General features: G+C 48.7%; 16 protein-coding genes. 7 read left to right on the top strand and 9 right to left on the bottom strand.

The features are described 5' to 3' along the window. Positions 1-401 precede the first annotated feature (401 nt). From AAKU61_RS02215 to AAKU61_RS02200, 4 genes are all read left to right on the top strand, one after another. Complete coding sequence (locus tag AAKU61_RS02215) at positions 402-2075, top strand: methyl-accepting chemotaxis protein (RefSeq protein WP_354329272.1); 1674 nt, start codon at positions 402-404, stop codon at positions 2073-2075. A gap of 294 nt (positions 2076-2369) precedes the next feature. Continuing rightward, positions 2370-3263: an HDOD domain-containing protein gene (locus tag AAKU61_RS02210; RefSeq protein ID WP_354329270.1), complete on the top strand. Its 894-nt coding sequence runs from the start codon at positions 2370-2372 to the stop codon at positions 3261-3263. A gap of 203 nt (positions 3264-3466) precedes the next feature. Beyond that, positions 3467-4402 carry an MBL fold metallo-hydrolase gene (locus AAKU61_RS02205; protein WP_354329361.1) on the top strand — a complete coding sequence of 312 codons (936 nt, stop codon included), beginning with the start codon at positions 3467-3469 and terminating at the stop codon, positions 4400-4402. Between the two features lie 480 nt (positions 4403-4882). Then, a complete protein-coding gene (locus tag AAKU61_RS02200) occupies positions 4883-6859 on the top strand; it encodes a PhoX family protein (protein WP_354329268.1) in 1977 nt (658 codons plus the stop codon). 209 nt (positions 6860-7068) lie between these two features. Here AAKU61_RS02200 and AAKU61_RS02195 read toward each other — a convergent pair whose 3' ends face one another. Next, positions 7069-7287 carry a SlyX family protein gene (locus tag AAKU61_RS02195; RefSeq protein WP_354329266.1) on the bottom strand — a complete coding sequence of 73 codons (219 nt, stop codon included), beginning with the start codon at positions 7285-7287 and terminating at the stop codon, positions 7069-7071. Between the two features lie 246 nt (positions 7288-7533). Between AAKU61_RS02195 and AAKU61_RS02190 the strand changes: the two genes are divergently transcribed. Then, positions 7534-8973 carry a glycoside hydrolase family 18 protein gene (locus AAKU61_RS02190; RefSeq protein ID WP_354329264.1) on the top strand — a complete coding sequence of 480 codons (1440 nt, stop codon included), beginning with the start codon at positions 7534-7536 and terminating at the stop codon, positions 8971-8973. Between the two features lie 38 nt (positions 8974-9011). Here AAKU61_RS02190 and AAKU61_RS02185 read toward each other — a convergent pair whose 3' ends face one another. Continuing rightward, positions 9012-10031, bottom strand: a complete 1020-nt coding sequence (locus AAKU61_RS02185) for an alpha/beta hydrolase (protein ID WP_354329262.1) — start codon at positions 10029-10031, stop codon at positions 9012-9014. A 181-nt stretch (positions 10032-10212) separates the two neighbouring features. Here AAKU61_RS02185 and AAKU61_RS02180 point away from each other — a divergent pair, with 181 nt between their 5' ends. Then, a complete protein-coding gene (locus AAKU61_RS02180) occupies positions 10213-11424 on the top strand; it encodes an HDOD domain-containing protein (RefSeq protein WP_354329260.1) in 1212 nt (403 codons plus the stop codon). A 179-nt stretch (positions 11425-11603) separates the two neighbouring features. On the opposite strand, the gene AAKU61_RS02175 is transcribed toward AAKU61_RS02180, so the two are convergent. After that, entirely contained in the window at positions 11604-11936 is a 333-nt protein-coding gene (locus tag AAKU61_RS02175) for a hypothetical protein (protein WP_354329258.1), read from the bottom strand. Positions 11937-12304: 368 nt separating this feature from the next. Here AAKU61_RS02175 and AAKU61_RS02170 point away from each other — a divergent pair, with 368 nt between their 5' ends. After that, positions 12305-13870, top strand: coding sequence for a B12-binding domain-containing radical SAM protein (locus AAKU61_RS02170; RefSeq protein ID WP_354329256.1), 1566 nt, complete (start codon positions 12305-12307; stop codon positions 13868-13870). Positions 13871-13915: 45 nt separating this feature from the next. Here the strand turns inward: AAKU61_RS02170 and AAKU61_RS02165 are convergent, their stop codons facing one another. From AAKU61_RS02165 to AAKU61_RS02140, 6 genes are all read right to left on the bottom strand, one after another. Then, on the bottom strand, positions 13916-15565 hold the full coding sequence (locus tag AAKU61_RS02165) for a M28 family peptidase (protein WP_354329254.1): 1650 nt from the start codon (positions 15563-15565) through the stop codon (positions 13916-13918). Between the two features lie 95 nt (positions 15566-15660). Continuing rightward, the gene (locus AAKU61_RS02160) at positions 15661-15975 is read right to left on the bottom strand and encodes a metal-sensing transcriptional repressor (protein WP_322120704.1); all 315 of its coding nucleotides are present in this window, start codon (positions 15973-15975) and stop codon (positions 15661-15663) included. A gap of 664 nt (positions 15976-16639) precedes the next feature. After that, on the bottom strand, positions 16640-17455 hold the full coding sequence (locus AAKU61_RS02155) for a hypothetical protein (RefSeq protein WP_354329252.1): 816 nt from the start codon (positions 17453-17455) through the stop codon (positions 16640-16642). 69 nt (positions 17456-17524) lie between these two features. Next, on the bottom strand, positions 17525-18043 hold the full coding sequence (locus AAKU61_RS02150; RefSeq protein WP_354329250.1) for a DUF6714 family protein: 519 nt from the start codon (positions 18041-18043) through the stop codon (positions 17525-17527). A gap of 76 nt (positions 18044-18119) precedes the next feature. Beyond that, the gene (locus AAKU61_RS02145) at positions 18120-18479 is read right to left on the bottom strand and encodes a hypothetical protein (protein ID WP_354329248.1); all 360 of its coding nucleotides are present in this window, start codon (positions 18477-18479) and stop codon (positions 18120-18122) included. A 398-nt stretch (positions 18480-18877) separates the two neighbouring features. Further along, positions 18878-19996, bottom strand: coding sequence for a GNAT family N-acetyltransferase (locus tag AAKU61_RS02140; RefSeq protein ID WP_354329246.1), 1119 nt, complete (start codon positions 19994-19996; stop codon positions 18878-18880). Positions 19997-20254 lie beyond the last annotated feature (258 nt).

The raw sequence follows: 20254 nt of genomic DNA, 5'->3' as shown, positions 1-20254 counted from the left end.
GCGTCCACTGTGACTGGTTTAGTTGAGATTTAAGCGTTAGAAAATGAGCAAATTTGTGGTGCTTACCACACCTCAAAGTATCAAAGTGCAATGCAGCAATTTTTGACGTAATATGATTAACAGATATCGACGTTGTGGCAACCGACAAAAATCTCTTAATGAAAGAATAAGCTTAAGTGATTTGATTGCCATAGCTTGTTCGAAACTATTTATCTGATTCAAAATTTTCTTCATGTAAAACTCTGTTACGGTAGTTCTGTGCTATTGCTATCTGTCGTTATGGGCGATCTCTTTTTTAGGCTGTCTGCTAACAGGTCTGCTCATAGATTACTGTCTCGAATTTGCTTCAAAAGCATCGCACCGTCTGCGATGACGTCACATTCTTATCATGGGGAATCACGATGAATCTACGCAACCTGCGCATAGGAACCCGTCTCAGTATCGGCTTTGGTGTGATCTTGGCGATGCTGATTTTGTTGTTGATTACCGACAGTATTTTTAGTGCCAGCAATCGACATCAGATGATCGCCGGAGTCGAATATTCCAATAATAAAACCGCTTTAGCCGCCGCCATGAAAAGTGGTTTGTTAGAAGGCGGCCTGGCCCTGCGCAACATTGGTCTGCAAACCGACATCGCCGAAATCGATAAACAAAAAGCCATCGTCAAAGTCCAGCGTGCCCGCTTTATCGAAGCGCGCGACAAATTGGTGGCGGTTGGTTTAAGCGATAGCGAAAAAAAGATCATCGAAAGTATTAATCAGCTTGATCAACAAACGGATGAGCCTTACAAAGAGGCTTACAAGATGATTCTCAACTTCAATAGTGAAGAAGCGGTCAAAGTCATCGCCAGCAAAATCGATCCCTTGCAACAACAAGCGCTGGTAGAAATCAATAAACTGGTTGATCTGCAAAATAAAGTGGCGCAAGAACTCTCTGGCGAAACCGAGAGCAAAGGCAAGCGTCTGTCCACCCTGCTGTTTGGTATTGGCGGCGTGATGTTATTGATTGGCGCCGCGTTTTCTATCGTCCTCAGACGCAGCATCACGATACCGCTACAAGACGCACTGGTGATCGCTAAACGAGTTGCGGCTGGTGAACTCTCGTACCATCAAGAGACTTCCGGCTCAGATGAAATCAGTGAATTACTCAATGCCTTAAAAGAGATGAACGACAGCTTGCACCGCATCGTCAGCGAAGTCCGTACCGGCACCGATGCGATCGCCATTGCTTCGGCAGAAATCTCTAGCGGTAACGCTGATTTGTCTTCACGTACCGAAACTCAGGCAGGCGCATTGGAAGAAACCGCCAGCTCGATGGAAGAAATCACTGCCACCGTCAGACACAATGCCGACAATGCGCGACAAGCAAATACGCTGGTCGTGTCTGCCTCTAATTTTGCGGTCAAGGGCGGTAAAGAAGTTGGTCAGGTGGTCGACACCATGACCTCGATTAAAGAAAGCTCACGCAAGATTGTGGACATCATCGGCGTCATCGACGGTATCGCTTTCCAGACCAATATTTTAGCGTTGAATGCCGCAGTTGAAGCCGCCCGCGCCGGTGAACAAGGACGTGGTTTTGCAGTGGTCGCATCCGAAGTACGCAACCTGGCGCAGCGCAGCGCCGGTGCGGCAAAAGAGATCAAAACGCTGATCGGTGATTCGGTAGAAAAAGTCAATGCCGGTGGTAAGCTGGTCGATGCTGCGGGCAAGACCATGGACGACATCGTCAAATCGGTCAAACAGGTCGCCGACATCATGGCGGAAATCACTGCCGCCGGGCAGGAGCAAAGCTCCGGGATTGAAGAAGTCAACCGCGCCATCACACAGATGGACGAGATGACACAGCAAAATGCCGCCTTGGTAGAACAAGCCGCTGCTGCTGCCGAAAGCATGGAAGATCAAGCCGCAACGCTGGCAAAAACTGTCTCCGCCTTCAAGCTGGAACAAGGGATTATGCCGCAACGAAAAACACCAGTCTCGGCATCGCCAGCGGCCTCACGCGATGCAGAGCATTCCATAATGAATAACGTCACTAGCAAGTTTATTAAGGTATTAAAATTGAATGACGAGCGCTAAAATTTAGCGCAATCTGGTACATTTTTCAGGTATTTTGCGTAGCTTTATTTTGTTATCAATATGCGGCATATTTTATACTCCCAATGAGTATATATTTATTGTCCATATAATCATTGGACAATAAAGGATTTATGAAAAAAATAAAGGGGAGTATATTAAGCTTCCCAGTGACTTGATTCCGATAAAATTAGACATGACTTAAAAAATCAGCGCAAGTCAGTGCAAGTCAGCACAAGTCATCGTGAGCCAGCACAAGTAAATTCCATCAGCGAATTAAATGCAAAGGTAGATTGCATGAAAAAATCCGAGGCACTTAGCATCATTGCCGCACAAGCGAGCCAAGGCGAACTGGTATTCCCAACCAACGTCAATGCGTCACTGAAAATACAGCAATTACTAGATCAGCCAGACTGTGATCTGGAGGTCGCCGCAAAATTAATCGTGACAGAGCCGCTGTTATCGGCGCGGGTAGTCGCCATTGCCAATTCAGTCGCGTATTCACGATTTGGCGGCGGCGTGTCCAGCGTGCGCATGGCTGTCACCATACTAGGCTTTGATACTCTGCGCTCGGTCATTGCCTCCGTGCTGGTGCGCCAACTCGGTTCTGAAATCAATCATCCTTTACTACGCCAGCACGCCTTACAGTTGTGGGAGCATTCCGCTCATGTCGCCGCACTGGCGCATTTGCTCGCAAGCCGGGTCAGCCATACCGATCCCGAGACGGCGATGTTTGCCGGCATTGTGCATGAGGTCAGTGGTTTTTATTTGTTGTCGCGTGCAGAAGAGTTCCCGGCGCTGATGGATGGTTATGGACATCCATCGGGCGAAGACGATTCCATTGATCTGGAAGCGAATAATGATGTAGCTTTTGCCGAACTAGATGAAGCGCCAGAAGTGATCATCGGTCGCGCCGTCCTGAAGAAATTAATGGTCCCCAAACGCATTGTTGCCGCTGTAGAAGCGGTCTGGACTGGCATCCGCGTCATGCCGCCAGAGACCTTGGGTGATACTTTATTGCTCGCCAATGACTTGGCAGCCACGCCATCGCCCTTAGACGCACGATCCACCGCAACCATAAGGCAAGACGCATCAGAAATTGACTTTGCAGTCGGGGCAGACACCGTACGTCAGATCATGGAAGAATCTGATAACGACGTTAAGGCGCTGACAGCATCACTCCTGACTTAGCCAGCATCTCTTTGTCTTTGAGCACTGGCTCAGTCTGGTGCGATTTGGTTTGCTCCCCGCTCACTCTGCTAATTCTTCCAAACATTGCCGTCAAAAGCAGAATTCTAAAAAGTTCGGCATAATGCAGCCACGCTATTTTGCGCATCTTCGGAGATAAAAACGTGACTACTGCCCGTATTTTGCGCGCCAGTACTTTGGCGCTGATGACTGCTACAGCCGCATTCACTTTAGTAGCAACAAGCACTGCCAACGCAGCTGCCCCTATGGTTAAAACTTCTGCTCCTGGTTACTACCGCGTTATGCTAGGTGATTTTGAAGTGACTGCCTTATCAGATGGCACCGTTGCCTTGCCAGTGGATAAATTATTGACTAATACCACCGCTGACAAAACCAACAAAGCGCTGGCCAAAGTACATCAGCATAGCCCGCTGGACACCTCGGTCAACGGCTACCTGATCAACACTGGCAGCAAATTAATTTTGATCGACACCGGCGCGGCTGGTCTGTTTGGCCCAACCCTGGGCAAGCTGGCAAATAACCTGAAAGCATCCGGTTATCTGCCTGAACAAGTCGATGAAATCTACATCACACACATGCATCCAGATCACGTCGGCGGCTTAATGAACGGTGATAAACTTGCCTTCCCTAACGCAGTTGTCCGTGCAGACAAACATGATGCTGACTTTTGGTTAAGCCAGGCCAATCTGGACAAAGCACCGGCTGACTCCAAAGGCTTTTTCCAAGGTGCGATGGCATCCCTAAACCCTTATATCAAAGCCGACAAGTTCAAATCATTTGACGGCAATACCGATCTGGCACCTGGCATCAAAGCCATTGCCAGCTATGGACATACCGCAGGCCACACTACTTATCTGGTAGAAAGCAAAGGACAAAAACTAATGTTGTGGGGCGATCTGATGCACGTAGCAGCAGTCCAGTTTGACAGCCCGGCAGTGACGATAGGTTTTGATTCTGACAGCAAATCCGCCGCCGCAGAACGCAAAAAGGCCTATGCCGATGCAGCAAAACAAGGCTACATGGTCGCTGCGGCACACTTATCTTTCCCGGGTATGGGCTATGTCCGTACTGAAGGCAAAGCCTACGCATGGGTGCCGTTGAACTACGCGCCAGCCAACTAAGCTTGACTTTGAGCTAGTCACTAGCTAGAGGAGAGAAGTAAGCTTTGAAGGAACCCGTCGGGTTCCTTTTTTTTCGTCTGGATTTTCTTTCTGATACCTTGGTCGATCATCACTTCTGTCTATAAACCCAGATTTTCCATTAGAGCGCTACCACTTCGCAGAAACTCAGACGGTATGCGCTCTTCAGAGGGATAGCACCACCGCGATTTAAGTGCGAGCGCTACAGCAACAATTGCACCTTTGGCGAACTTGTCGCTGTTCCAATGGAAAATCCGGGTTTAACGCAACTAGCGCACATACAAGCTGCATGCCGCTTCTATCGTCCATTCATTAAGCGGTCACATTGGGTTTTTATACTCGACCTTCAGCCTGGCACATAAGACTCAAAAGAAGTCGGGCTGATCATTTTTGGTGTCATTTATAGCGATAGCTAACCATAGCCACCTAGTCAGATAGTCAAATAACCTTGGAAATAAAATCATGTCAGATCAACTTCAAACCGGTCGTCGTAAAGCGCTTAAATTTATTCTCGGCGCGCCTTTATTACCTTTAGGCGCAATGTCCTCCGCATCTTTACTCGCTGGCTGTGGCGGCTCCGAAGCGACCGCTGTAGCCTCACCAGCAACACCTGCGGTAAGTTATGTCTCTGCGACATTTAACGCTATGTCAGCCCCCACTTTATCTAACCCGGCGGCTATGGCAGCAACCACTGTCAGCTCTAGTTTAAGCGTGACCTTGAGTGACAACAGCGTACAAAATTACAAGCTCGCTTATCAATCGTTTTTTATCACTGGCGACTCGGTGCCTGATGGCAAAGGTGGGACGATTTTAGCTGGTGGTTACTACGATATTAATAACAAGCCGATTACCGATAAATCCGTCGCAGGCAAAGAGCGCCAATTCTTCTCAGACTCGCCGGACGGAACGTCGCTGTTGTCAGTTGCCAATCCAACCGTCACCGGTATTAAAGGTAAAGCGGTGTTTGCGGTTGTTCAGTTTGAATACACCACGCGTGATCAGGCTGGCGTCAGCGCCTATGGTTTATTGCCTTCCCCGATTGCAGTCTTAACGCTAGATCAAGATCAGGCAACCGGTAAGTTGAGTCTGGTCAAATACCATAATGTTGACACCTCTAAAGTCAATGGATTGTGGATTACCTGTGGCGCGAGTTTGTCACCATGGGGAACACATTTATCCAGCGAAGAATACGAACCAGACGCGCAGTTCTCTTCGACCGATAACCAGCTAAAAGCGTATAGCAAAAATCTGTATGGCGATGAAACCAAAGCCAATCCATATAACTACGGCCACTTGCCAGAAGTCACCGTCAATCCTGATGGCACTGGCACGATCAAAAAGCATTACTGCATGGGACGTATCTCGCACGAATTAGTGCAAGTCATGCCAGACAATCGTACTGTTTTAATGGGCGATGATGCGACGAATAGCGGCCTCTTCATGTTTGTCGCTGACAATGAAAAAGACTTATCCTCGGGCACTTTGTATGTTGCCAAAGTGGGCGCTGATTTTTCTATCGATCCAGCCGCTGCCGGTGCAAAATTAAGCTGGATCAAACTCGGCAGCGCCACCAGTGCAGAGATTGAAGCGATGGCAAATACACTCAAGCCATCCGACATCATGAGCGTATCTAAAACAGACCCTGCCGATACCAGTTTTACGAAGATTTTTACTGGCGGTAAAGCCAACTGGGTAAAAGTAAAACCGGGCATGGAAAAAGCAGCCGCCTTCTTAGAAACTCATCGCTACGCCTACCTTGCAGGTGGCAGCATGGGCTTCACAAAAATGGAAGGTACGACCGTCAATATTAAAGACAAAGTAGCATACTCCGCCTTACAAAACATGGTGGATTCTATGGTGAAAAACAGCGCAAACGGCTGGAACGCACAAAGCGGGATCTCCATAGATAAAGCAGTATTTGCAGGCGGCATCATGGCGCACAGTATGACCGGCGGCCAGTCCGATACTAGTGGTATCGCAATCAAGAGTGAATGGGTGCCATACCAAACCAAGGCCTTGCTGGTCGGCGAAGATATCCCGGCTGACGCCTTGGGCAATCTGGCCAATCCAGACAAAGTCGGTAATCCCGATAATCTGAAATTCTCTGAAAAAATGCGCACGCTATTTATCGGAGAAGACAGTGGCTACCATGTGAATAATTTCTTGTGGGCCTATAACGTAGACACTAAAGTGTTATCCCGGATTATGTCTATGCCAGCAGGCGCAGAAGCCACGGGTCTGCATGTTGTAGATGACCTCAACGGATGGACCTACATCATGAGCAACTTCCAGCACGCAGGCGATTGGAGCAATTCTTTGCACGCCAAAGTACAAGCGACATTAGACCCGTTGGTACGCGCAAATTACAAAGATCGTTTTGGCGCAGCAGTAGGGTATCTGACTGCCGATGCGACTAGCGTCAAGTTAAGCAAGGCATAAGCGTTACAGTGACTGGCTTGCGCATTTATGACATTTAGCGCATTTATTTGGCTTTTAAAAGCCAGTTTTTTAAAAGAGATTTTTTAAATTGTTAAAAAGAATGTCCAATCATAATGCGGCTTCCAGGGTATTTTTGGCCTGGAAGCCGCAGAATGATTGGACTATCGTATTGAGGATTTTTATAAACCTTCTCGAACTATATTTTTACATTAATAATGCGGTGGGCGTTCATCAACAATGCGTTGTTCACTGGCGTTAGCCGCCATTTCTTTGATGCGTCCTACCAACGCATTGCAAAAGCCTTCCAGTTCTGAAATCTTTTTTTGCTGCTGATACACCAGTTGATTCAGCGTATCGACCACATCTTCCTGACGCGATATTTTGATTTCTAAGTCTTCCAGACGGTTTTCTATTGCTTGCATGTCCATGGTGTTTCCTGGGGGTGTTTCAAAATTGCGAGTATATAGATAAAAGCAGACTGCTCTGAATTTCCCATACCAGCGCTCCGATTAAAGGGACTGGTATGGTCTTTACAGATAAAGATCCGTAGCTCGCTGGTTTAGTGGTATTGACGCTCATGCTCGGGACTAAAAATCTGTTGACCGTCGTACCCAATCGCCGCATTCTCTGTCGATACTTTCTAGTTTGTCTCTCACTCAATGTTATTAAACGCCATGATGCTATTTCGATTCTCTGCTCTAGTACTTAGCGCATTCTTTAGCCTATTCTTTAGTCAGAATCTCGCTTTTGCGTCCTCCGGCAAACATGTGGTGATTGGTTATTATTTCCTGGAAAATAAGGAGATCAACCATTACCCTGAGGCGGCGGGATTCCCGGTGTCGCGCATCACAGCACAAAAAGCGGCGATGCTGACGCATATTAATTTCTCTTTCATGAATATTAATCCGGCAGGCGAATGTGATCTGGGGGAGGGTATAGACCGAGATAAAGCGGCTCAGGTATTTGCTGACCTGATGGCATTAAAGCGTCGCAATCACAATTTGCGCGTCTTGTTTTCTTTAGGCGGGTGGGCGTATAGCAATGACAGCAGTCCGACCGTCGGGCGCTATCGTGATGCAGCTGCCAATGCGGAACATCGGCAACAACTAGCCCGTTCTTGTATCGCCTTGATGAAGCGCTATGACTTTGATGGTATTGATATTGACTGGGAATATCCGCGACAGCAAGACGCTGAAAATTTCGTCGCCTTACTCGCAGAAATCCGTCGTCAACTAACAATAGAGAATAAAACCCGTGGGCAAAAAAAAGCGCAACTCACTATTGCCGGTGCTGGCGATGCAGGTAATTTGACGCGCTACTACGTGCAACTACCGGCCATTGTGGCGCAGCTCGATTACATCAATTTAATGACCTATGATTTAAATGGCGTCTGGCAAAAACAGACCAATCATAATGCGCATTTGTTTGGTGATACCAGTGAGCCGATGATGGCCAATCCACTACGTGAACAGAAATTTACACCGGATTTATCGCCTGCAAAACTGAAGGAGAGATTTCCGTCACCACTTGCCAATACCGTAGATGCTGCGGTTCAGTTGTATCTGCAAGCAGGCATCCCGGCGAATAAAATAGTGTTGGGTGTACCTTTTTATGGGCGTGCATTTTTTAATGTGGAGCCAAAAAATCACGGCTTGTATCAAGCCTTTGTGACGGAGTCGGCAGAAATATATCAGGGTGATCCTGCTCTGCTGACCGGTTGCGATACCTGCACCCAGCGCAAAGAACCACGCATGGCAAGTTATGCGGAGATTCAAACCATGCTTGCCGGGCATTTTGGCTATATGCGCTACTTCAGTGACCAGACTAAGGTGCCTTGGTTATGGCAACCAGAACAGCATATTTTTGTCAGCTATGACGACGAGCAATCCTTGTCCTACAAAACTGCCTACATCAAGCAGCAAGGTTTGGCAGGTGCGATGTTCTGGCATCTGGCACAAGATGATGAAAAGGCGAGTTTGTTGAGGACACTAGACCGCAGTCTGAATCACGATCAGGCATGTAAGGCGGCTAAGCTGGATTTGATGGGCGGCGTGCATTATCCGGTTCAGGCGCGCCGTTCCAAGCTTAGCAAAGCTAGCAAAGTTGGCTGCTGACAAACTAGCCAACAGAGTAAGTTCAATCGCCAATCAAGCTATTCTGCCCCACGCAAATGCGCTTGCACCACGGGTGATAAAGACGCCATAAATTTTTCGACTGCAGTGGTGTAGTCGCCATCTAAACCTAGCTGGAAATTAATCTCGCCGTGACTTTTTGCTTGCGGTAATAAACTCGCCCGCATCCCCATGCCATTGGCTTTTTGCACAAAGCTGCTGGCTTGATCGCAAGGGTGGTCAGGTCGCTTGCTGGAGCACACGGCCAAAAACGGTGCGCCTGGTACTTCTAATTTATGCAATGGTGAACTGGCGCGCCAGTAGCCGGGATCTTTGCCGAAGGCTTTATCGTAAAAGCCATAGTGTTTGGTGGACATGATGGCACTCAGATCATAGGCCGCACTGTCTAAGGCAACGGTTCCCAGCCAGGGGCGCACGCCAAACTGCAATGTCACGTCGGGCGAGGCCGCAAGCAAAGCGACTAAATGCGCGCCGGCAGAATGTCCCATGACGATAAACTGGCTGGGATCGCCGCCCCATTCTTTGGCTTTGGATTGCGCAACTGCCAGCGCCAAGGCAACGTCTTCCGCCTGCTCACGCGCTTGCAAGGTTGGAAGCATGCGGTAATCGGTGGAGATAAAAATAAAACCTTTAGGCAGCCAGCGCGCCGCTTTGTTTTCGACCACGCGCCCCATCGCCTTGCCACCATTAGCCCAGGCACCGCCGTGTACCATAAAGATCACGGGCATGGCTTTGTTGTCGTGGCTGCTGGGATTGCTGGCGTTGTCTGGCGTGGTTGCGGGGATATAGACATCAAACTTTTGCTTGGCGTCGCTGCCGTAGGCGACATCTTTGATGATGCGGGTGCCTTTGGGTAAACCATTCTGGCTAAGCGCGCTGCTATCGTCCTGCTCCATCTCAGACTGCTGCGTGCGCCGCTCGATCAATTTATCCCGCAGCGTACCTGCCGAGCTAGTTTGGCACAGCAGGCTAGCAATGCTGCCCACCATGACGACGAGCAGCCATTGAGCCACAGTGCGGGTTCTGAATAAAGCGTTCATACGATGTCCTTTCAAAAAACTACATTTTCTTGATGAATTGACGCTTTCTTACATTTTTACTTTGTCCGGTATCGGGTGCTGGCGGTAATAAGGCTACACTGTGTGTGACCATATTGTGCAGGTTTTCAAGACCAAGATTGCTAAGAATAACGATACAGGTAACGACACCGAAAGGGACATTGTGCAGAATCCTCTCACCAGCTTTCTGAAGCGGCTATTTGGCACGAATGAAAAGCCAACTCAAGCAGCAATCAAGCGACCCGCATCTCCTGAGCAAACAACCGCAACCGCGGCAATACCAAAAGCCACTACCCCTATTATCCTACCGGAAACCCGAGCAACAGCAGCAACGCCGCTTAGCACTGTTGCACCTGTTAAAGCTACTCCAGTGGATGTATCCGTGGCGAAAATCGAGCAAACATCGCAGCCAGCAGACGCGCCACCGTTGCCGCCCACTTTTACCGCCTGGCGACCGCAAATTCCGGTTGATGCTTTGTATTTTGACTGGTTGATGGGACATCCCGGCGAAGGCATCAGTATGGAAACCGAGCAAAAAGTGTTGCAAGCGCTTTATGCTTTGCTCGCCTCGGATTTGACCGACGCCGTGGTCGTGCCGCGGGTGCCGACCGTGATTCCACAACTGTTGGGTAGTTTGCGCAATAAAACCGTATCGGCAGGTGAGTTGTCGCGTCACATCGTTAAAGACGTAGTGCTGGTCGGCGAGGTAATTAATGCAGTCAACAGCGCGCTGTATAACCCAGCCGACCGGATTAACAGTCTGGAGAAAGCCGTGATGATCTTGGGTGAAGACGGTTTGCGCCTGTTGATTGCCAAAGTCGCGTTCCGTCCGATTATTAATCTGAACGCAGGCAATTACACACGTCGCGCTGCGCCGCATATCTGGACACAATCAGAGAAATGCGCGGTCGCTTGTCAACAGTTGGCCAGCAGTATTGATAGCGCGATTGACCCGTTTCAGGCTTTCCTCACGGGCTTGATGAAAAACGTGGGTTTGATTATCGCGTTCCGTCTGATTGACCAGATTGCGGATCAGACCAAGTTTAAATATTCCACCAGTTTTTATCATGCGTTTAGTTCAGTCGCCGTCACCTTGTCTTACCGGATTGCACAACGCTGGGAGTTTCCGCAAGCGGTTATCCAGGCCTTGCAGCAACAAGCCAGTGGTAGCAAAGCGCCGGTCTGGACGCCACTTGGGCACTTGCTGCATACCGCTGATCTGCTCGCCAAAATGCGGGTTATGGTCAACCATGCGCAACTACGGTCGAACGACGAAAAAATGCTGCTGGGCTTAACGCCACAAGCAGCAAGTTGTTTTGAAAATCTGAATTATGTGCAGTTATATGACGCAGCGGTGGCGACTAATCCCGCCTGAGCGGGATTAAACTTGGTGGACATTCTCATGTCCAAGTCAAAGGCATCTACGATGTGGAATTAAATGCTTTTGATTTGGATACGAAGCATAGAAATAAGGGGAGTATTTTTAATCGTCCAATTAAAACTTGGACAAAAAGCGTAATTTAGCTTGTACTCCTTACCAGTATCTATCATAAATCAACCATTGTTCTGAGCTAAACGAACTGCTTTGATCGCAACGCCATGTTGCAAGGCTTGGTCTTCTTGCGCCATGATCAATTTTTGTTCTGGGCTTAAACGTTTTGCGCTGATGACGACAGTCTGGATGTCATTAGCTTGTGTATCGAAGGCCAGTTTTTCATCCGCGCTCATGCGTTTTGCGACGATAGTGACGGTTTGTATTTGGGCTTGGGCAACTTGTGTATTCACGTTAGCGTTGCTGGAAACGGGTTGGAACGCAGCACCGACTGCGAACACGCCAGCGATCAATGCAGCACTGAAAATTACTGGTGTTTTGAATGATGTTTTCATTTGATTTTCCTCTTTTTGCTAGTTAAGTTTTGGTTCAGTTCGTTTCAACTTGCAAGTCGTTTTGCTTTGTTGATGTATGCACTGTAGGCCATGCATTTGTCGACTGCGAGCGGGATGCGATGAAACGCAAAAACGCGAGGATGAACGTCATTAAACTAGCGCCAAAGTGTTTTGGTTTCGATGTCTTGATGCTCACTTTTAGTAACTGTAAGGTGCTGCTGATAGCTTGATGGGCAGAGTAATTCCGCTCGTTTTAACTTCGCCCTACTTGTGTTTTAGCGCTGTTCCAATAGAGCTTGTTGCGTGGCGTCGTACAATACGGCTCTATCGTTGTTTTATTTTCGCTGTTTTTGCCGTCTATACACCCCATGACCATTCTGCTTTCTACCCTCAATGCCCGTTATGCCCACGCTTCTCTGGGTTTGCGCTACCTGCTCGCCAACATGGGGCCGCTGCAAGCACAAACTCAGTTGCAAGAATTTGTGACGGGGGCAAAAACGACCGAGATCGTAGAAAAATTGCTGTCGCACAAGATTGCCGGAGAAAAACTGATCGTCGGGTTTGGCGTGTACATCTGGAATATTGAAGAAATCACGAAAGTCGTCGCCTTATTAAAACGGGTCGCGCCAGAAGTGATCGTGATCCTGGGTGGACCAGAAGTATCGTATGAAACTGCCGAACAAGAAATCGTCAAATTATCGGATTACGTCATCACCGGTTGGGGCGATGTTACCTTCCCTGGTCTGTGTCGCCAAGTCTTGCAAGGCCCTAAGCCGCTGATGAAAATCCATGCCGGTGTGCAAGCAGCGATGGCTGACATCAGCTTGCCCTACGATTTGTACAGCGATGAAGACATCAAACATCGCACCTTATATGTCGAAGCCTCACGCGGTTGTCCGTTTAAGTGTGAGTTTTGTTTGTCTGCTTTAGATAAAACGGCATGGCCGTTTGAGATAGACCGGTTTTTAGCCGAGATGGAAAGTCTGCATGCGCGCGGCGCACGGCTATTTAAATTTGTTGACCGTACTTTCAACCTCAACATTAAGACCAGCCTGAAGATCATGCAATTCTTTCTGGATAAGTTGGAGGCCAATCCTGATGATCCCGTATTTGCCCATTTTGAAGTAGTGCCAGATCATTTGCCTGACGCGCTGAAAGAGGGCATTAAAAAATTCCCGCCAGGCACTTTGCAGTTTGAACTCGGGATTCAAAGTTTTAACCCCGAAGTACAAGCACGTATCAGCCGCAAACAAGACAATCAGAAAGCCGCCGACAATATTCGCTGGTTATGTGAGAACTCACATGCTCATTTGCACGTTGATCTGATCGCTGGATTGCCGGGCGAAACGGTAGAGAGCTTTGCTGCAGGTTTTAATAAGTTGTACGCATTGCAGCCGCATGAAATTCAGTTTGGCATCTTAAAGCGTCTGCGCGGTACGCCGATTATCCGGCATACCGAAGAGTGGAGCATGGTGTTTGATCCGTATCCGCCTTACACCATTCTTGCCAATAGTACGATCGATTTTTCTACCATGCAGCGCCTGGTGCGCTTTGCTCGTTACTGGGATCTGGTCGCCAACTCCGGGCGGTTTAGTCACACTCTACCGCACCTGCTGGCAGAGACGCCGTTTGAAAACTTTATGGCGCTATCAGATTGGCTGTATGCAAAAACCGATGCGACCCACAGGATTGCGCTGGAACGTTTAGCGGCCTTAGTCGGCGAGTGGTTGCGCACAGAACGTCAGATGGACGACGCTCTGGTCACAGAGATTTTGGGTAGTGATTACGCCGGGCAAGCTAATCGTAAAAACGTCAGCGATAAATCAGCGGCAAAGCTGGCAAAACTACAGAATCATTCGCAGGATAATCCGGTGGAGAAGAAGCCAGAAACTAAATCTTTGCCACAACGTCAGGCAAGGCATATGGCCGCCTGATGTTGTGGTTGGGCTGCAGCTGGTTTGTATTTATATTATTGCTGCTTAACGTTTTACTTTTCCAAACGTATCGCCTGTTTTCCAGGTCGCCATACCAGTTGCGTTTGCCACCGCATAACCAAGATTCAGTGTGAATTGCGCCTGCTGCACCATGCCGGATAAATCCCAGTTTGGGTCATAGCGGTCAGTTTCTTGATGGTAGTGTTTGGTGAAGTTATGCATGACGCTATTCGAGACTTGATCATTTTTTTCAAATTCAAAATGTCCGTCGCCCGAGAACACGGCAGAGCCTACGTTGAATGCCGGTATGCCAGCACGGGCGAAGTTGAAGTGATCTGCGCGGAAAAAACTTCCTGATAAATCTGGCACTTGCGGTGCCAGATGCATGCCCATTTTTTTGGCAACCACGGCGGCGGTTTGGTTCAGGCTGCTGTGCTCGCTGCCAGCCACGCCGATATCCAGTGTTTTGCCGACAAAGTTCATACTGTCCAGATTTAAATCAGCACTAGTTTTCGCCAGCGGCCATAGTGGGTTTTTGACATAGGCAGCGCTGCCCAGCAAATATTGCTCTTCAGCGCAAGGCCATAAAAAAATCAAAGTACGACGGGCCGGATGGTCAACCGCGGCTTGTGCCATGGCGATCAGTGAGGCGGCGCCCGAGGCGTTATCAATTGCACCGTTCCAGATGTGATCTGCTTTTTCAGTGCCGGAGGCGGCGATCTTGCCCAGATGGTCCCAGTGAGCCGAATAGATCACGGCTTCTTCTTTCAGCTTGGGATCGGTACCCGGCACCATGCCGACAACGTTGAATTGTTCGACCCTACGCACAGTGGTTTTCAAATCAACTTGCGCTATTGCGTTGATGAAGACCGGTTGGAAATCGCGGCTTTCGGCTTTGGCGCGTAAGGCATCCAGATCTTGACCAGCAGCGCTCAACAAGGCTCTGGCGGTATCGTCATGCAGCCAGCCTTCAATCGGATTGCCAGCACCGTCCAGATGGAAGCGTTCGTGACTAAAACTATTCACCGGCACGCTCCAGCCATAGGAGGCTGATGGCGTGGTGTGGATCAGCAAAACGCCTGCGGCACCTTCGCGCAAAGCTTGTTCGTATTTATATGTCCAGCGGCCGTAGTAAGTGAGCGATTTTCCGCCAAAACGGTTTGGTTCCTCGGCGGTGGGTTGCGGATCGTTGACCATCATGATCAGCAATTTGCCTTTGACATCGACGTTTTTATAGTCGTTCCAACGTTCTTCTTCTGAGCGGATGCCGTAGCCTACAAAAACCACGGGTGCGTTAAAAGCGATATTGCTTTGGTTGCCACCCGTGCCGTACACCGCTTGCGTGCCAAATTCGGTTTTCATGACCTTGCCACCAACCTCAAACTGCAGGCTGCTAGTGGGCTGGGCTGTGACACCGACTAAGGGGACGGATTGGCGATAAGCATTGCCGGATAAGGGTTTTAAGCCAATGGCTGCGGCTTGGGTTTCCAGATAACGCACCGCCAGATCGCCACCGCGCTGGCCGGTGCCGCGACCTTCCAGTAAATCGTCTGCCAGAAAACCCAGATGGGCGCGTAAGGGCGCTTCTTTGATTGTTTGTGCCTGGGCGGAGACGCTTGTTACGGATAACGCTGCCAGCGTTGTGCTGCATAAACCCGCGCGCAAAAACGCCACGGGGAATTTAAAATTGATCATTAAAACCTCGTGGCGTTTTCTATTGTGTTGCTATTTTCTTGCTGCTTAATTGCGGCTTAATTTTTGTTGCAGACCGATAGGGTCCGCCAACATTTTTAGGCGAATTTATCCAGGAATGCAGCCAGATGTTTTGCACGGGCATGAGCTTCTTCTACACTCGCAGATTTTTCAGAATGTGTCAGCATCGAGCTAGTCAGCAATGTCACGAAAGAGCGATCCAGAGCTTTGCGTGCTGCGGACATTTGTTGTGCAATACCATCACAATCATCAGGCTCAGCGGCTTTGGCGATCAGCTTTTGGATGCCACGCAACTGACCTTCTACCCGCGCCAGTCTATGCAACAAATCTTTTTTCTGTTGGTCGGTTAATGCTGTGCCTTGAACGATCTTTAGCGGGGGAGTATCTGCCATGGTGTTGCTCCTGTGATGAATTAAATTGGGGGATTACAATAAATATACTTATACCCTACTGAGTATCGTACAACATTTAAATCCTGAAGTGCAATAAATTCGGCTTAAATAAGCGGAAATTAGCGAATTTTTTGCTTATAAAGTAGGCAGATATGAGACAAATGTGAGGTAAAACAACAGCAAGCGTAGCTTGCGTCCGTTTACGCCGCGCACCGCTTCACGGAATATATTCACTTTCTAAGCCGTTCGCTATTCCATCATTGGTGCGTATGACGCACCCTACGTCACTGACAACATAGCCTGGACGTCAGCAACGTCATCAGTTATACGATGAAAAATGTGTCGAAGGAAAACGTATTTTTTTGGGCTGCAAACAGAGGATAAAAAAGGCAATGCCAGCGTTGCCAGTTATCCCTTACCCTGAGCTTGAGTAGCGTATTAGTTTTTCATTACAGCAACACCAAGTTTCTGCCGACGTGGGCTAAGACGTTTACTTTATTGTGGATTTTTTTGTCGTTGAGGGACTAAAAATATAGCCTCAACGTTTGAGTTGAGCGGCGCGCGGAGGCAGGACGGCTTTGGACCAGAATGAAATGAAGGCCAAAGCTGGCCTGCCGGAGTGCGCCGTTCGAACGAAGGGTTAGGCGCACCCGTTACTGAGCACTCAGGGGAGGATTGAACTCAATAGCTCTAGATCAGCCCGAACGTAGTTTTGACGGTTTACGTTGGAAGTAAATCGTGGCCGCCAAGCAGCGGGTCTTCGGGAAGCGTAACCGCAGCTAAGGTATTGGAAGTCTTTGTCACTGTAGTCTCCGCGCTCACCAAGCAGCGCGTGCATGTAATTTCCAATGATTCCCCCGCCAAAGACATGTTCCGACTGCGATTGGACCGACTGGTTAGTTGTGGCGGATACGACAGAGTAAGTGACTTGAAATAGGGGCCCGTGCCAGCGATTGGGGACGGATTCAATCGGTGCAACGCGAAAGGCGTATTCGCTCGGTGGCTCGGCGACATTGCTATTGCTTTGCTTCGACTGGCGAAAGATGGCCCTCTGGCTGACGCCAAAGCCGCCGACAGACACCTGATCAAAGTATGTCAAACTGCCTTGATCATAGAGATACGCTGCTATTCCGACCGTTTTCCTTGCGTCGAAGTTTCGCAAGTTCGTATCGTCAATAAGAAACCCGGTCTGTGGATGACGCTCACCGTGCTTCTGGAGACCGGTGGGTGTGCTGTTGCACAGCCGCTCGAAGTCTTTGTACGCGAGGAGGCCCCATAGAGCTGGAACTCCGACCATGGCAGTAGGAAGCAGGTATTTGACGAAGCGAAAAGAGTTACGACCGTCAATCGCACGACCAATGATGTAGGCAAGCCAGAGCAATATAGCCATGGCAATCCAAGGAGCCAGGAAAGCAAGGCTTGCTGAGAGCGCGGTGACTAACAGCAGGGCACCGAAGACGATCAATAGGAGGATGGTCAAAGCTGCCCGGCACGCAGCAATTGCCGCGCAGCGGCATCCTGCTGCTGCGTGTCCGCGCCGAGCGAAATGTTAAGTACCAACACTGTGGCTCCAGTATTGTTCAAGAGCTTTGGTTGCATGAGGTCGTTGCAAATAGTCTGCGTTGGTGGAAACGAAATAGAGAAACTGAACAATAACGCACTTCTGGCTACTGCTAAGTGACGAAAACTGAGCAACTTGATAGGCATAGCCACCTGGGTCTTTTGTGCTCGGGCTCAATGAAAACACGACGCTCCCGATTACATCGGTTTCCCAAAGCGGCTTGTCGAAATGTTTGACCGCGTATCGCATGTACGCGGGCAAGTAGTACTGAAAATCTTCTGCCTGCATATGTGCCAGAAGACAGTCGCATTCTTGAATTTCAGAGTCAGGGATGTCTTGCCAGTTTGAATCGACTCTTTCTCTTGCAGCTTGCTCCCATTCTCGGTTCGTAATTTCTCGTGACATGCCATAGCGATCAGTCAGAAGAAATTGCCGCAAAGAAGTCGCAGGTCGCACGACATCGGTGAATGCGAGTTCGACCTCGCTTATTAGCTCGACTGCTTCCATGGCGAAATTGAAACTTAACGTATGAGATAAGGGGCTGCGCTGAAAGCACAGTCCCGCTTGATGGATGGGTTATGCACTACAGACCCGCCTTTAATTTTAAGTTACGGAGCTCTTTAAGCTTTTCAGGTCTATCGTATATTGTTGCTGCCAAAGGATGCGTACCAGAGCACATGCCCACCTCTTGCTCTTCATTTACGAAAAGTACGAATTCGATGCCAGCACTCAAGAAAGAAGAGCACATGCCCCCTTCAGAAATTTCGTCTTTTACCTCCATACGACGCACTACTTTTCCTTTGATTGTTTCTCGCACTTCAATGACCGCACGAACATAGCCTCCACCAAAGACTTTTTGGTCTTCGATGTAATGTGTTTCGCGGACGACCCCGACCACTACTGCTTTTGCATCTCTGAACTGCTGAGCTTCGGTACGTTTCACACATGAGCATGCGTTAGCATGCTGGATGCTGAGAGTCAGAGAAAAAATGAACAGGACAATTCTACGAATCATATGCATAACGTGATTTGATTTTCATTTTGCAATAATAACCGACGGAAGAAAAATAACAAGCTTGCTCTATATTTCTTGAAACGCTGATGAGCATTAGCTATATTTGGTTATACTGATTAAATACACAGTATAACCAAATGGACAAAAACGTCACGCCTGTAAAACCGCGTTTATTTGACCAAGTGCGTGAACGCTTTAAGCATTACAGCTTGTCAACAGCAAGGGTACGCTATGCGCACCGATTCATATGGTAATGTTTCTTTCTAAGTTCATTGTTTTTTCATCGTTGGTGCGTATGACGCACCCTACTCAGCATTTGAGCGATCTTAGTCGCTTTGCTTACTGGTTTTAGCGGCGCTTTTAAGCGCTTTGAGTTTATGTCCCAACCATGAGTCGCGCACCGCCCAGCGGGTACGCAGGTAGCTGATGCGCGCTTTCCGTATCAGATCGGGATTGGCAATCGCGCCTTCGCATAAAGCAACGCTACTGGTCGCAAACCGGGTTTTGTAGGCTTGTTCGCCGCGTCCCAGATCTATGCTTGAAATGCCTAAACTTTGTGCATGGCTGGCACACTCTTTTAGCAAGATAAGGCCGACTGAGTAGACGGCATAATCCACCCGGTACCAAGGGAACCAGAAGTGTAAAACCCCGCCGGAGCGCAGCCCAAAATGCGCTGCGACAAGCTCATCACCGACATGCAAGGTAGAGAGCAGTCCGCCGAAATCAGAGCCATCGTGAGCCCGGAGAGAATCCAGCATTTGCCGCACCCAAGGGATCGCAAAGGTATCGTGCCCTTCGCCTAAAGTGCGATTAAATTGCTCGGATTTACCTTGTAAAAGCTGAGCAAAATCATGGTCGCTTGTGCATTGCATGGTAAAACGTAACTCACCTTTTTCACGCGCTACTTTTCGTTCCATCTGCTTGATGGTTTTTAGGACGCCCGCTTGTTTCACGTTTTGTAGCAACGCCAATTTGTCGGCATATACCTCAAATCCGCCCTCTAGATCTAGCACTTGCGAGCGGCTATTTGCCCAGGCATAGGGCTTAAAATCCGTCCGGTTTTGCGGCATGTGGTCAAAGCCCATATAGCGCACGCCCATCGCTTGCAATAATATTTTTGGCGAAAGCTGAATGCCATTCTCTGTGATCGGCCCTTGATAATCGGCTAAGAACAAGCCGACCGAGCGCGCCTGATATTTTGATAGGCGATGGAATGGCAGCACACCAACGATTTGCCCCGCATCTTCGCAAATTACAATCCGCGTATCTTCCCTAATGCCTGCAGCAATCTGTGTAAATGTTGGGTGATAATAGGGACTTTGGTAGGTGCTTTGAGTCTGGTTTTGGCTTGAATTTTGATCTTGAGTCGAGCCATCTCGTATTTGCAGCCAGCGTGCAATTAATGCTGCATCAAGTTCTTTACCGTGTATGAGCTTGTATTTCATCTAAATAAGGGTAAGTGGAACTTCTAAAAAAAACATATCTGAGCAAAATGTGACCCTGCATATTGATCGAATGCTTGTTGTAAGTTCTCAGAGTTTTGATTCATTGATACCATTAAGTGTAGCATCGCTGATGCTGGTACCGGTGTTTAGTCTGCTGTTGAAGAAGGCGCTTAGCCGGATAATAATATCAACCGAGTTTCCACAGGTCTGCTTGATTGGCATTTTATCCCTGCCCATACGCACTCTGTCTCAAGAAGT

The organism is Undibacterium sp. GrIS 1.2, from assembly GCF_040544435.1.
In the GTDB taxonomy this organism is placed as follows: domain Bacteria; phylum Pseudomonadota; class Gammaproteobacteria; order Burkholderiales; family Burkholderiaceae_D; genus Undibacterium.
Note: the sequence above shows the minus strand (reverse complement) of the source record. Positions and strands in the feature narration are given on the sequence as shown.

Coding starts and splice junctions, on each gene's coding strand:
- AAKU61_RS02215 (WP_354329272.1), top strand. CDS start 402: ATGAATCTACGCAACCTGCGCATAGGAACCCGTCTCAGTATCGGCTTT.
- AAKU61_RS02210 (WP_354329270.1), top strand. CDS start 2,370: ATGAAAAAATCCGAGGCACTTAGCATCATTGCCGCACAAGCGAGCCAA.
- AAKU61_RS02205 (WP_354329361.1), top strand. CDS start 3,467: ATGACTGCTACAGCCGCATTCACTTTAGTAGCAACAAGCACTGCCAAC.
- AAKU61_RS02200 (WP_354329268.1), top strand. CDS start 4,883: ATGTCAGATCAACTTCAAACCGGTCGTCGTAAAGCGCTTAAATTTATT.
- AAKU61_RS02195 (WP_354329266.1), bottom strand. CDS start 7,287: ATGGACATGCAAGCAATAGAAAACCGTCTGGAAGACTTAGAAATCAAA.
- AAKU61_RS02190 (WP_354329264.1), top strand. CDS start 7,534: ATGATGCTATTTCGATTCTCTGCTCTAGTACTTAGCGCATTCTTTAGC.
- AAKU61_RS02185 (WP_354329262.1), bottom strand. CDS start 10,031: ATGAACGCTTTATTCAGAACCCGCACTGTGGCTCAATGGCTGCTCGTC.
- AAKU61_RS02175 (WP_354329258.1), bottom strand. CDS start 11,936: ATGAAAACATCATTCAAAACACCAGTAATTTTCAGTGCTGCATTGATC.
- AAKU61_RS02170 (WP_354329256.1), top strand. CDS start 12,305: ATGACCATTCTGCTTTCTACCCTCAATGCCCGTTATGCCCACGCTTCT.
- AAKU61_RS02165 (WP_354329254.1), bottom strand. CDS start 15,565: ATGATCAATTTTAAATTCCCCGTGGCGTTTTTGCGCGCGGGTTTATGC.
- AAKU61_RS02160 (WP_322120704.1), bottom strand. CDS start 15,975: ATGGCAGATACTCCCCCGCTAAAGATCGTTCAAGGCACAGCATTAACC.
- AAKU61_RS02150 (WP_354329250.1), bottom strand. CDS start 18,043: ATGGAAGCAGTCGAGCTAATAAGCGAGGTCGAACTCGCATTCACCGAT.
- AAKU61_RS02140 (WP_354329246.1), bottom strand. CDS start 19,996: ATGAAATACAAGCTCATACACGGTAAAGAACTTGATGCAGCATTAATT.